12 protein-coding genes are annotated in these 13,828 nt (G+C 48.0%); 2 read left to right on the top strand and 10 right to left on the bottom strand.

Annotation, left to right across the window (positions count from 1 at the left end; translation table 11 throughout):
* Positions 1–68: 68 nt before the first annotated feature.
* Complete coding sequence (locus tag B2U97_RS08005) at positions 69–1,907, bottom strand: S8 family peptidase (RefSeq protein ID WP_286824176.1); 1,839 nt, start codon at positions 1,905–1,907, stop codon at positions 69–71.
* A gap of 286 nt (positions 1,908–2,193) precedes the next feature.
* Entirely contained in the window at positions 2,194–3,204 is a 1,011-nt protein-coding gene (locus B2U97_RS08010; protein WP_286824174.1) for an isopenicillin N synthase family dioxygenase, read from the bottom strand.
* 202 nt (positions 3,205–3,406) lie between these two features.
* Between B2U97_RS08010 and B2U97_RS08015 the strand changes: the two genes are divergently transcribed.
* Complete coding sequence (locus B2U97_RS08015; RefSeq protein ID WP_011233427.1) at positions 3,407–4,123, top strand: YebC/PmpR family DNA-binding transcriptional regulator; 717 nt, start codon at positions 3,407–3,409, stop codon at positions 4,121–4,123.
* Between the two features lie 73 nt (positions 4,124–4,196).
* Entirely contained in the window at positions 4,197–4,895 is a 699-nt protein-coding gene (locus B2U97_RS08020; protein WP_011233428.1) for an OmpW/AlkL family protein, read from the top strand.
* A 35-nt stretch (positions 4,896–4,930) separates the two neighbouring features.
* Here B2U97_RS08020 and B2U97_RS08025 read toward each other — a convergent pair whose 3' ends face one another.
* The 8 genes from B2U97_RS08025 to B2U97_RS08060 all read right to left on the bottom strand — a co-directional run bounded on the left by B2U97_RS08025 (position 4,931) and on the right by B2U97_RS08060 (position 13,745).
* Positions 4,931–5,452 (bottom strand): response regulator transcription factor, encoded by a 522-nt coding sequence (locus B2U97_RS08025; RefSeq protein ID WP_110012978.1) that lies wholly within the window; start codon positions 5,450–5,452, stop codon positions 4,931–4,933.
* Positions 5,445–6,542, bottom strand: coding sequence for a sensor histidine kinase (locus B2U97_RS08030; protein WP_243734837.1), 1,098 nt, complete (start codon positions 6,540–6,542; stop codon positions 5,445–5,447). Before B2U97_RS08030 ends, B2U97_RS08025 begins: the two co-directional genes overlap by 8 nt.
* A 5-nt stretch (positions 6,543–6,547) precedes the next feature.
* Positions 6,548–8,566, bottom strand: a complete 2,019-nt coding sequence (locus tag B2U97_RS08035; RefSeq protein ID WP_286824170.1) for a TonB-dependent copper receptor — start codon at positions 8,564–8,566, stop codon at positions 6,548–6,550.
* Between the two features lie 96 nt (positions 8,567–8,662).
* Positions 8,663–8,974 (bottom strand): ArsR/SmtB family transcription factor, encoded by a 312-nt coding sequence (locus B2U97_RS08040; protein WP_011233432.1) that lies wholly within the window; start codon positions 8,972–8,974, stop codon positions 8,663–8,665.
* 7 nt (positions 8,975–8,981) lie between these two features.
* Positions 8,982–9,200, bottom strand: a complete 219-nt coding sequence (locus B2U97_RS08045; RefSeq protein WP_153849448.1) for a YgaP family membrane protein — start codon at positions 9,198–9,200, stop codon at positions 8,982–8,984.
* 23 nt (positions 9,201–9,223) lie between these two features.
* Entirely contained in the window at positions 9,224–10,429 is a 1,206-nt protein-coding gene (locus B2U97_RS08050) for a hypothetical protein (RefSeq protein WP_286824168.1), read from the bottom strand.
* 2 nt (positions 10,430–10,431) lie between these two features.
* Positions 10,432–11,232 (bottom strand): outer membrane lipoprotein-sorting protein, encoded by an 801-nt coding sequence (locus tag B2U97_RS08055; protein ID WP_286824167.1) that lies wholly within the window; start codon positions 11,230–11,232, stop codon positions 10,432–10,434.
* Complete coding sequence (locus tag B2U97_RS08060; protein WP_286824165.1) at positions 11,229–13,745, bottom strand: efflux RND transporter permease subunit; 2,517 nt, start codon at positions 13,743–13,745, stop codon at positions 11,229–11,231. Before B2U97_RS08060 ends, B2U97_RS08055 begins: the two co-directional genes overlap by 4 nt.
* Between the last annotated feature and the right edge of the window lie 83 nt (positions 13,746–13,828).

Genomic DNA, 13,828 nt, shown 5'->3' on the forward strand with positions numbered 1-13,828 from the left:
TTAGCTTAACTGACAAGCATTACACCAATTGGTGCCCTTTTTTATGCGTAATTATGCGTATTGGCTATTTAAGGTTCATAGCGCGCTTCAAGATCGACGCCTGAATATGCGCTGTAGGCAAAGACACCAATGTGCCAGCGGCCTTCCTGAGGGTTGTCGATAGTGCAGACTTCTTCATTTCCTGCATTATAAGGACGGCAGTCCCAGCTTGACTGAGTCGGTTCACTGCCCTGACGCAGATAAAGATCCGCATCGCCACTGCCACCAGTAATAGTGACTGTTAATGTTGACATGCCAGCTGGAACATCGAGATAGAAGCGATTCCACTCATTAGTTGACGCTGATAAGTTATCAACAGTGCCACCGCCGCCAGATGAGCCGTCGTCGCCGCCGTTGTCACCGCCGTTTCCGCCACCGGAAGCCAGTGTTACGGCAGCCGCGGCATCGACGATACCAGTACCACAACCGTTGCAACTACCCGGGAAAGAGCGGGCTGAGTTACGCAGAATCTGTTCAATGTCATCTGGTGTTGCTGCAGGATCAGCTGCTTTAATTAAAGCGGCCGCGCCTGCTACGTGAGGTGCTGCCATTGACGTACCCTGGCTGTAGCCGTAGCTATCAGAGCCTGGTGTTGAAGTGCCTGTGTTGTAAGTAGATAGCACACCATTAGGGTCGTTAGCGCTTTGCATTGCACCACCTGGTGCCGCAACATCGACATTCGAACCGTAGTTTGAGTAGTAAGCACGATCACCGTTACGATCAGTAGAGGCTACGTTAACAACACCGTTACAGTTGCCCGGGTTGTAGTTGGTTGAATTGTCGTTGCTGTTACCGGAAGCCACGACTACTGTCGCTCCATTATTGCGAGCGGTGTTGATCGCGTTCTGTGTTGCAGTCGAGCAAGTACCGCTGCCACCCAGGCTCATGTTTAAGACATCGGCCGGGTTAGCGTTAGGGCTTGTTCCCGGAACTGAACCTCCTGATGCCCAAACAATACCGTCCGCAATATCGGCTGTGGTTCCGCCGCAGCGACCCAGAACACGCACGGGTACAATTTGGGCGCCATAAGCAACGCCAGCAACACCGCTGGAATTATTTGTTTCAGCGGCAATGGTTCCGGCAACGTGAGTGCCATGCCAGCTCGAGTCTTGATCCTGAGCCGGGTAGCCATTACCACATGCTCCGGCACTGACCCAGTCGCCCGGATCTTGTGCGTCGCTGTCACGGCCGTCGCCGTCATTAGCGATAAAGCTATCTGAAATCATGTCATAACCGGGTAAAATATTACCGGCCAGATCAGAGTGTGGGCGATAACCGGTATCGAGTACGGCTACAACGACGCCGCTGCCGTCGACTGAGTCCCACGCTGTTGGGACATTCAGTCCACCAACGCTTTCATAATAATGCCACTGGTCGTCATAGTTAGGGTCGTTTGGTGTGGCAAAGTGACGGAGGATTTTATTTTCCTCTACGAATTCAACGTCGCTATCTGCTTTAAGTGACTGAAGGTATTCTTTCGTTTCTTCGGGGCTCAGTCGGCCTTGTGCTTTTACTACGAAATGTTGTTGCAGAGCCATTGAACGCTCAAAGGCGACACTTTTGCCGGTGCGCTTAGAAAGCACCGATGTAAAACCACGCATCTGTTGGGCGACAGCCGCAGCATTTGATGAAGGGTGTTCTGACGACTGTTGTTGCATTTGTTGCACAACTTGAGAGCCATCCTTGAGCTTTACGATAAAGCTGGTTGCTGGTCCATTTGACCGCTCTTTCAGTGATGGCTTTGCGCCATTGTTGCCGTTATCAGATCCGTTCTGCGATAAGGTTTCAGCTGCTACGCTGGTGCCAGCTAACAAGCCTGACAGTGCGATAGCAATTAACGTCTTATGCTGTTTATTTTTTGTCATCATAAGATTCTCTTTGTTGTTTTTCTGTGAATTTAAAATTAGTGATAAACAGCATCACTAGATACGTAACGTTATGTTACATAAGTAGATTCTGTAGAGAATGCTCGAGAAGTAAACCTTGCCAAGAGTGTGGAAATATAATTAATGCTATAATATTTGAGGGGTTGTTACCCCATGTTAACGTCTTGAAAGTCAGCGCTCACGCAAGTTGACGTCATTTTTAAAAATGACGAGTGATTTACACAACTTTACTTATATCGTTTTGTTATATTTTTATAGTAAAAATTAATTAACAGGAGCTGCATTTTTCTTCTGGCGCGTAAAAACGCGCTGATACGTCCGGGTGGGAGCGCTTTCTGCCTTTCATCACGTTTTCGCCAACGTTATGCAGCAAAGGGTTGCCCGGATCGCTGGTTGGCCCCTTAGCGTGTTTTGCTAAATGAGAAGGGAGTTTTAACACAGGAACCGAAGCATTAAGCTGAGCAGCCATGAAAAATGCCGATGAATAACGGGTAACCCCCGCTTTAGGGCTGGTAACACGATGGTTCGTCGCTTTTAAATAACCATTAGAAGCCAGCTCCAGTAATTCGCCAATGTTCACCACAAAGGCACCGGGACGCGGAGCCACCTTGTACCATTGTTGCTCGTACTCCACTTCCAGCCCGCTGTTTTCGTCCTGCAGAACCAGGGTGAGGTAGCCCGGGTCTTTATGCGCTCCAACACCCTGACCAGAGCCTTCTGGGCTACCGGGGTATTTAATAAGCTTAGTATGGCGGTAAGGGCCGTTGCTGATGGTTTCAGCCAATGCGTCAGCAGGTTGATCGAGACTTTCGCATAACGCCTCTAAAAGCTGCAGAGACACTTCGGTTAGCTTGTCCTGCCAGGACAACAACTGGGTTTTCATGGCAGGCAATTGCCGTGGCCACTGGTTGGGTCCTATGAGTTTTTGCCACTCATGACGTATAGCGGACGCAGCCTGAGCAGGCAGTTCGTCCATGATATCAAATTGTTCACGACGATCCCGCCGGCCTGCTGTTAACTCGGAATAGTTTGCTGAGTAGCCACGAAAATGCGGTGAATGAATCATCTGCACCTGTTTCTTTTCTGCATCACTGAGTGCAAAAAAGCTTTTAGCGGTATCCAGTACCTTAACCTGCTCTGCCAGTGAAATACCGTGGTCTTCCAGGTAGAAGAAGCCAACATCACGCGCAGCTCTACCAAGGTCAGCAATGAATTGCTGGCGATCAGAGGCACTGAGATAAAGTTTTCGCATGGATAATACAGGTATCGGGCTTTGCATAATTGACTCAACAGTTTGTTTCTGCCGCTAAGTTTACGTTGCCATGTAGCATTAACTGAAGAATCAAAATCTTCTATGGTAGACAGCTTGGCTATATCAATAATCTGCAATTAAGCCGGTACTTATTTCTGCTAGTACTCGACCCGTAACAGCTGCCTGTGTAAAATCTTTGGGTCTTTAATTAACCAGTGAGAAATTCAGAATGGGTCGCGCCTATCAAAACCGAAAAGATTCAATTGCTAAAACGGCGAATGCAAAGAGCAAAGTCTATAGCCGTTATGGCCGTGAAATTTACGTTTGCGCCAAGCAAGGTGGTGGAGATCCTGATGGCAACCTCGCGCTTCGAGGCTTAATAGATCGGGCGAAAAAAGATCAGGTTCCTGCTCACGTTATTGAAAAAGCAATAGACAAGGCGCAGGGCGGAGCAGGAGAGGACTTTTCTCCGGCGCGTTACGAAGGTTACGGACCCAGCAACTGTATGGTTATCGTCGAGTGTTTAACCGATAACCCGAACCGTACCTTTGGCGATGTCCGGAACTGCTTTACCAAAAGTAAATCAAAAATTGGCGCTCAGGGCAGTGTTGCGCATTCGTTTGATCACTGTGCGATTTTTGCCTTCCGGCATGACAATGAAGACGAAGTGCTGGAAGCCATGATGGAAGCTGATGTTGATGTTACCGACGTCGAATTCGAAGATGGTCTGGTTACCGTATTTGCGCCAAATACCGAGTACGCGGCAGCCCGTCAGGCCTTAACTCATGCGTTTCCTGATATTGATTTTGAAGCCGACGAAATTCAGTTTTTACCTCAGGTAACGACCAGTATAGCTGAAGATGATTTACCAATGTTTGAACGTTTGATGGATATGCTGAACGATTTGGATGACGTTCAAAACATTTACCATAATGCCGAACACTAGGTTGATGCAGATCAACTCGGTTATTCAGTAAACCTTATAAACTTCAGGGGTCTTCATTAACAAGGAGTTCCCCATGAAGCTTAAAGCATTATCGTGCGGTGTATTGTTAGGCTTGCTAAGCACTTCTGCATTAGCAAATGATTTTTCTATCAACGTTGGTGCCATCTCTGTCATGCCTGATGACAGCAGTAGTCACTTGAACGTTGTTGAGTCAGTAGCTGGTTTACCAGAGAACAGTACTGGCGTTGGTGTAAACACGAATACTCAGTTAGGTTTAACTTTTGATTATAAGTTAACTGAAAACTGGACGCTTGAACTGGTTGCAGCAACACCGTTCAGCCATGATATTACGGCAACAGGTTCGTTGGCTGGGCTGAAAATAGGTAAAACCAAGCATTTGCCACCAACCTTGCTGGCGCAATATCATTTTGATATCGACAGTGAAATGTTTAAACCTTTCGTCGGTATTGGTGTTAACTACACAGCTTTCTTTGATGAGCAAGTCGACCCGCAGTTGCGCTCAACGTTAGGCGACCTGGGTGTTGTTACCGACAATGACGATGTCTCTTTAGCGCTGAAAAACAGCTGGGGCTATGCTCTGCAAGCTGGTGTAAATGTCGATTTGAGTGAAAACTGGGGTCTTCACTTCATGGTCAGCCGCATGGATATCGATACCACGGGTGATGTTCGTGTGAACGGTAATACCATTGAAAGTGTTGATGTTGATATCGACCCTTACGTTGCTATGGCCGGTGTTCGCTATAACTTCTAAAGCCTTTGCGCCGCTCGTCCCCGGGCGGCGCATTTTTAATGTGGCGAGCGTTTCGACAATTTGCGCTGTAACGTACGCCGATGCATTCCCAGTTCTCGTGCTGTCTTAGAAACATTCCCCTGATTATCGGTAAGCACTCTTTGAATATGCTCCCACTCAATTTGAGTTGGCGTTAAACGGTTTACCGAAGCGTCTTCTAACTCCAGTTTCTCATTAGTAAAGCGACGTAGTAATTCACTGGTACCCACGGGTTTCGTTAGGTAGTCCGTTGCGCCGCGCTTCATCGCCTCTACGGTTGTTGCAATACTCGCGTAGCCGGTTAGTACCACTAAGTGACAGGGAGAGTAGCGTTCTTTGAGTGGTTGAATAAGTGCCAATCCATTGTCGTCGCCCAGCATCATATCCAGCAGAATACCGTCAAAATGACCTTCTAGCGCTAGTGCCTGATGACCCGAGTGTGCCATTTGCACCAAAACACCATGATGCTCCAGACGCCGTTGCAAAATGCCGCAGAAACCCTCATCGTCATCAATAATAAGCAGCCGGAATTTATTCATAGGCTGTTACCGGTAAAAGAACCAACGTGAGCGTGCCCTCGGAAGTGGATTGCCAGCTGACCTGACCACCAAGCCGTTCAAGTGTGGCATGGCTGATAACCGCGCCAATACCCATACCATTTTCACTTAAGGTCATTGATTTGCCTATTTTTCGTTGTTGCGCCTGGCTTAACCCATCACCATTATCGAGAATGTGGATGGTGAGCTGAGGATTCGCATCAACTAACGTCAGGTTGAGTTGCACGGATACGACCAACTGATGACTGCGCTCGCCAGCGCTAATAGCATTAATGACCAGGTTAGCGATAGCTGGGAACAGGGTGCGGTCGGCGCTAATAATGGCGGTTTTAAAGCGTTCGGGGCATTGCCAGTTGACCTGAGCATCGGGTCGGGCAATTCGCAGAAGCTGACGTAACTGAGTAATAATTTCCCCGATAGTGTAATTGTGCTGGCGCCTGGTGCGCACGTCCTCAGCTGCGTCCCGCCATTGTTCAAGGCTTGCTTCAACTTTGCCCAGGTGCTCACTAAACTCTTGTTTTAGTGACAGCTCAATATCGCATTCCTGAAGTTCTTCGTTGAGTAACCGTAACGACTGCACAGGAGTGGCAACGTCATGAGTTAACTGAGCTGCGGCTGCACCTATGGTCAAAAGCTGTTCGTCGCGCAGCTGGCGTTCACGTGCATTCTGTAATGCTTTTTCTGACTGAAACCATTGCCGCTTTAGGTAGTACATTGATAAAGCAATAATAGCCGCTGCAATCACAAAACCGCTGACCATACCCATGGCGTGTTTCAGCATCTCGTCGCTTAAGGCATGGGCGGTGTGACTTTGCTGTCCGGGCAAAAGTGAAGGTAAGCCTATTTGCGCAACCTGCCCCAGAATGCTTATCAACACCACAATCAAAGCAAAAGTTGGTGGTAACAATAAAAACGCGATGACGATAAATATCAGTAATAACGAAGTGAACGGATTACTGATACCACCATTAAAGGCAACCCAGAGGTTGCCCAGTACTATGTCCAGACATAAGGCTAAGCACAATGGCCAGGCTCTATGAGTAATAAATTTATAGGTCAGTAATGTCAGCATCGGGCTTAAAAGTGGTAGTTGGTCTGCAGCCAGACAGTACGACCCGGCTCATTAACTTTGTCAATTTGCTGGTATCCGGAAATGCTGGCGGCGGAGCGACTCAAGTGCTCTGCATAGGTTTTATCCAGTATATTATCGACTCCTAAACTTAGCTGCCACTTTGGATCAATTTTCCAGTCGATATTTGCCGATAAAACACCATAACCCGGGCTATTACCGATATCATAGCCAATGACATTGCCCTGATTCACTGCTGTGCGCTCTTGTTTATCCACCAGGCGCCAGAGCAAAGAGTAAGTCAGTGCGTTGTGGCGGTAATCAGTGGCAATACGCAGTTCATCAGCAGGTTGCTGCGGCAGATAGTTATCATCGGTTTTATTACTTCCGCGGGTTATGGCCAGTGCTGATGACACCGACCAGGCTTGGGTCAGTTGGTAACTTAAGGTTGTTTCCCCGCCCCAGGTTCGGGCATTAATATTACGGACGGTATCCGGCTGCATCATCATGCCTTTTTGCAAAAGAATAAAGTCATCGACCCGACTGTAGAAAATGGACGCGTCCAGTCGCCATTTATCGGTGTTTATATCGAGACCAATATCCCATTGTTGGTTGGTCTCTGCGTCGGTGTAAAAAGCCGATTCTGACGTTGGTGACTGGCGGCTGTTACCAATGGCCTCCCAGTAGTCCGGGAACCGCTCCGCCTGACCCCAACCCGCATACCAATAACCATTTTTAAGCTGTTTTTCTATACGAAGAAACCCGCTATGAAGGTTCTCACTGCGTGTTTCATTCGCCGTGGGGTTGGATTGAGCCGGAGCTGACATAGGTTGAATGTCGGTGCGCTTGTCTGTCATTTTCCAGTGATCAAGCCGATAACCGCTGACTAACTGCCATTCTTGATCTATAGAGTGGCGGTATTCTGCATAAATGCCATCTTGCTCAATAAAAGCGTCATCAACCCGGTTAAGGCTTTCAAATGGTTGGTTCAACTGATCTTTGCTGGAACGGTTACGGTGAGCCGACTCATTATGTTCAAGCCCAGTTTTGAGTTGCCCGGAAGGGGTTAACTGCCATTCGGAGGCAATTTTAAAACCACGGGAATATCTATCCGGGTTACTGGCGGTTGGGTTGGGCATCATCATCGACGGGGTAAACTCGCGCAGAGAATAGTTGTCCATAACGTGGTCAATGGTATTGAAATAGGTATTAACAGAAAGTTCTTCGAGCGAACGGTTCTCAGGTTGCCATTGGTAATTCAGCGCGACGCTTTTACGGTCAAAGAGCACCCCATCCATACTGCGATCGGCGTAGGCTGCCTCGCCATCGCTAACGCCAAGCTTGAGTATCAGACGATGCTGCCGTGAGGGTGTCCAGGCAAGGTCAACATCGCCACTCCAGCGTTCATACTGGCTGTTAATGCTATTACCCGAGCCATCTTCGTAGTCATCGGCGGTTGCGGCAGATGCGTTCACGCGTACATAGCCTGGTTGCGCTCCCCAGGTTAAATCAGCGGTGGTATTCAGGCGGCCGTACTGCGCTGTGGTGGCATTTAAGTAACCGGTAAACTCGGGTACTTCAAAGAATGTTGCTTCTCGCTCAAAATGGATAGATGCTGCTGAACCGGCGAACAATACGGTTTGTGGGCCCTTAACAATCGTCACGCTGTCATAACTTTGTGGGGTTATGTACGCCGTTGGCGGATCCATGCGGCTGCTACACCCACCCTGCAGCATTTGCCCGTCATTAACTATGGTCAGTCTGCCTGCTCCCATGCCGCGGAATAAAGGGTCAGCAGAGGCTCCGCCTTTGCGGGTTGCACTAAATCCAGCAAGGCTTTTTAAAAAATCACCGGCATCGTGAGCAGGCAGCGGTTGTCTGGGTTGTTTCGAATCGACTACCCATTCACTGGGCGACTGCATCGATTCGCCAATAATGACAATTCTTTCCTGAATATCGGTGGTTTCGTTAGCGTAACTGATAATTGGCAAGAGTAAGCAAGTTGCCAGAGGATAAATAGCTTTCATACGACATTGTCCTTTAATAAGGTAATGTCGCTATTATTCTCTATTTTTTAGGTGGTTAGGATGCGACAAAAGGTAGCATCCCTTTAGTAGTACCACTTAAAGCGAAGGGCAGAATTTATCTTTCAATAACGTCATAAAAGCTTCGGTATCCGGGTCTTTTATGGAGTAGTACACGGTTTGCGACTCTTTACGAATGCTGACCAATTGCTGCTGACGCAATACCGCAAGATGTTGTGAAAAAGCTGACGGGCTTAAGTCAAAAAACTGATGAAGTTGACCCACACTTTGTTCACCTAAAGCCAGTCGGCATAAAATTTGTAAACGGTGGGGGTTACCTAAAGAGCGCAGAAAGCTTGCTGCATTCTGCGCCTCTTCCTGATGCATCTCTTGTGATTCAGTTGCACTCATGGTGTCGTTATTTTCCTGATTTTTCTAACTCACGCTCTGTTTTTAATCCTAACGCTTTTTTCATAAAAATGCCTGCCGGACAAAAACCCGTGAAAGATTGTTGAAATAGATTGGCGCCAATAAATACGGTCAGCCATACCCAGTTGGGGTGAACCCAATAAGTCAAAGCTACCGATAACAATACCATAAAGCCTGCAAATGCGGTTATAGCTCTTTCTACACTCATTATCGAACTCCTTAGTTTTTCTATTAAAACGCATACCGCATACGCAGATACGCGTTGTTGTTTTCGGTGAACTGGCCAAAAAAGGTCTCTGGACGTTCGCGGAAAAATAGGTTGAAGCCGCCGCTTAATGACCAGTTATCGTCAATGCGGTAGTCAAAAGTCGGCCGTAAATAGCCGTCGCTTTGATTCGGTGATACAAAAGCAAACAACGACAGATTCAGATCATCACGCTCGTCGCGCCAGGTTAGACGGGTGGTGAATACGGTGCGTGTTTGGTTGTCGCCTTTCTCTACGTAAGCCTGAAAGCCGCCGGTAAAGCGCGTCCATAATTCTTGCTCGTAACCAACCAGTGCGCGCCAATGATCTTCTGCATCATGACGGTTGTAATTGGCGACTTCGGTATTCACCAGTCCTGGTCCCAGAGGCATCCTAACGGAGGCGCCAACCACAGTTAAGCGGCCGAAGGTGGGTTGGAAGTTGTCAGTCACTGCCTCCGGGCTTTTGGTAAAGCCGTCGTAACCATAGACGGCGTATTCCACACCTTCGTGATTACGGAACAAGCGCAAAGCGTACTCATCGCGCGTGGGCTCAACAAACTGAATGGACGGATCGTCGCCGGTTAACTGCTGGGTTAGCGGATTAAAATAAGAAATGCGTTCACCGCGAATGTAATTGTCGGGGTCAAACTCAGGAGACCAGACAAAGTCGAGATTGAACCAGTCGAAGTAGCTGGTGATACGCAGTGCGTCAGATGGCGCCTTCAAGTATTCCTGGTCACGTCCGACAAAGAAGGACTGCCAGTCTTTAGGGAACAGATCGTTAAGGAATAAGTAGTCGCCGGTGCCCCAGGTGAGTACCTGACGGCCAACTTTTATATCGGTGTTATCGAAAACCGTAAACTGAGCATTAAGTTCGCGAATTTGACCGTGCCAGGTTTCATCAAAGCCGTCGTACCAGCCGTCGGCTTTTGCTGTCCAGGCAATATCTTGCCAGCGTTCGTCAAAACCCAACTGTAGTCGAGGCTCAGCAATAGACAGACGCTTGTGATAGGGGGAGGATTCAAATCGTCCGCCTATTGCCGCCTCAACATAACCATAGACATCAATACCCTGGTCTTGTTCCGTTCCCCAGTCACTTTCCCATTCGTCATCCCCCCAGGAGTCCTGTGCCGATGCGGCCTGAGCCAAAGTGAAAAGAACAGTAAACGCTAAAATTTTCCGGTATGGCATAATTAGTCTCTCAGTTGTAACCATTCTGCCGGAGGGTTACGTAAGCTGCGCTCACTGAAAATACTGTCCGGTAAGCCAATGTCGTATTGCATAAAGCGGAATTGCATTTCGGTTTTACCGCCATTTCCAAGATCCGATATTCGTGAATGAGTCACTGTTGGGTAGCCTTGAACCGTTTCAATTTCTAGTACTTCCATTTTGCGATAAGCTTCGCCGCTGTCGTTATAGAAGGTGCTTTCTACTGGCAGCATGTACTCTTTATCAATGACCACTTTGTAGTAGCTAAACTCAACCTTGTCAGGGTCTTTAGGTGTGCCTTTTAGCACGTACTTTTCATCGTCCTCCGACAGAATTTCATAGCTGTCTAAAGCGGTATCGCGACCGGAAACGTCTTCATAGAAAAAGTGTGAACCGACAAAAGACGTACGCTTGTCGCCTGCTGATATGCGTTTAACTAAATCCAGATCAGGCAAATAAAGCCAGCGGTCATCGTCGTCGTTGACTCGTTTAACGACACGAAACACAGTGTCACGCACATCGGCAGGGCGTGAGAAGAATATCATCATGTCCTGAACTCCACCGTCCTCCTGGTCTTTGCGCAAAATGGTGAATTGACGCATTTGTTCGCGGCTCTGATTATCAATGATGATCATTCGCGCTGCGCTGCGGCCGTCATCACCAGAGTAATAGGCATTTAACTCGGCTTGCTCGACAATTTCACGCGCGCTTTTTTCAGCACCAATGGCCTGGCTGCTAACAAATAAAACGGCGGCGGATAAAGCGGTTAACAATAGGGTTTTCATGATTGACCTCCACGGAATATCAGGCGGTTAAAGGCAGTCATTACCGCCGGAAGCATAATAAGTGTCACTATGGCTGATATAGCCATAATACTGGCTAAAAACACGCCAACCGTAATGTAGGGCACTAAAGGTGCGAACAGCAGTGGCGTAAAGCCAATGGCAATGACAATGGCATTGCGGGAAATGGCTCGCGCGGGCTCATCAAACATAACTACCAGAGTGTCTTTCCAGTTTCCGGTTTGCCTGAATGTAGCGCGGGTGCGTTCAATGAAGTGAATAGCAAAGTCCACCGACAGTCCAAGCGTCAGCGATGACAGCACGGCAATGGGCATGTCGTAGTCTTTACCGACCCAGCCGATAAGTCCGTAAATAAAGGCAATGGTCAGACTCAGCGGTAACATGGCCAGTACACCGAAGACCACTGAGCGGAACAGCAGCACCATCATAATAAACACCACCACAAAGGCGCTGATTAAGCTGTCGAGCATGCCTTCGACCATGGCTTCCTGCCAAACCACGTTCAGGTAAGCTTTGCCGGCCCAGTCCATTTCAATGTTTGCAGGCAGAGGATTATCCTGAATATAGCTATCAACAGCTTTGACGACCTGGGTTACGTGCTGGTTGTCACCGCTGGTCAGCTGCAACCACATTAAGCTGCGTTTGTAGTCCGGCGTAACAAAGTGCCAGAGGTCCTGAGGACGGTGCGATGACTGATACTGCAACAGGGTTTGCGCAACGCCGTTGGCATTGTCCGGCAATTCGTAGTCTTTTTCTTCGCCCGAGCGTAATTCACGGTTAACCGTCTTGACCACGTCGGACAGGCTGTTGGATTTGCCCACCAAGCCTGTCGTTTGCAAGTACGCTTGCATCTCGCTCATGTAAGCCAGTAACTCCGGGCTTTGGAATGCTTTGCTGGCGCTATTCAGCTGTTCGAGCTCTGTCATTAAGCGCTCTAACGGCTCTAATTGGTCGGAACCAACGCTGAAGAGCAGATCATCAATAGCGATAATCCACTGGTTAAAGTTCACTTGCTCTTGCTCAAGCAGAGCGCTTAAAGCATCGCGCGATTCTTCAGACAGAGCATCGTTACCCAAGGCATTACGAACTGCTGACCGCGCTTTTTCGGTGGCATCTAAGGTGTTTTCAAACACTACATACGCGTTGTACGTCCCGGCAAAGTGGTCGTTTAATACTTCGTCAGCAATACGAACCTCGTGGTCAGGTTTAAACCAACGCACCGGGTTGTCGTTAATGTTTATTTGCTGAATACCGAACCAGGCAAAAGCCAGAACGGCCAGGAAAAAGGCTATCCACAATTTGGCGTGGCTAGCCGCGGTAGCCCCCATTTTTTGCAACCAACCTTGTTTATGCTCGTCATGAGTCACTTGAGTAAAGCTTTCCAGCGTTGATGGTTTCAGTGCGCAAATATAGGCAGGCACGAAAAGCACCGTAATTAAGAAGGCCAAAAGAATTCCGGAGCCAACGAAAGCGCCGAACACCTGCACCGGTGGAATTGGCGTTAGCATCAGCGAGTAAAAGCCAATAGACGAGGTTATTGAGGTAAATAGCATGGGTGTAAACAGGTGCCTCAGCACGTCTTTTATGGTGTCTTTTGCATTACCTTTTTCACGGTATCGGTCCGAAAACTCGGACATAATGTGCACTGAGTCGACTACCGCAATAGGCATCAGGAAAATAGCGATCATCGACGACATAATGTGTACGGTAAACCCCAGAGCAATGAGTGTTCCCATGGTAATAAGCACTGTCGACATGGCGACTATCATTGCTGCACTTATGAAACGCACATTGCGGAAGAAAAACCAAAGCAGAGCGAAAATTACCGCTGCTGCTAGCGGCGCTGAAATGCCCATTTGTACAAACATTTCATAGCCAAACTGGTCTTCAGCAACGGGTAAACCGGTAATGTGCCAGTCATCACTGGTTTCCAAAGTGGTAATTTTTTCACGCAGTTGCTCCGCCAGAGCATAGCTCTGGTCTTTGCTCTCAATGGGTACATAAATAGCGGCAGACTTGTCGTCGCCGGACACAATGGTGTTATAAAGCAATGGCAGGTCTTTTACTTGTTTCTGGATGTATTGCGCTTCCGCGTTACTTTCTGGCGGTTGTTTCATCATCCATTCAAAACGAATGGTGCCGGGCTCTTCCTGAGTAATATTATCGACATTCGCCAGTGACATCAGGTCGTCACTGATAACTCCGTCCAGTGACTCCGCGTAATTCGACATGGTATGCAGGTCGGTTAAAGTCTTTTGGTTGTAGACGGTGTTCTTATTCACTACGCCAACGACAATCATGTCATGCATAGCGAAGGTTTCTTTTACCTCATTATGGAAAACTCGCTGCGGGTTGTCATCCGGCAGCATGTTCTCCGGATCGGTATCAATGGTAATAGACGGGATGAACGCAGCGGCAGCAATAGTGATCAGCGTCAACGTCCAAACGACGCTTCTGCGATAGCCTGTTGCTAATTTCATAATAACATCGATCATATTATTTCTTGATAATCTAATTTAGAATAATTCGAAATATAGTCGATTATTTCTGAGTTGTCATCTATCTTGATGAAAAAATA

The organism is Idiomarina sp. UBA3176, assembly GCF_002364295.1.
Taxonomy (GTDB): Bacteria; Pseudomonadota; Gammaproteobacteria; order Enterobacterales; family Alteromonadaceae; genus Idiomarina; species Idiomarina loihiensis.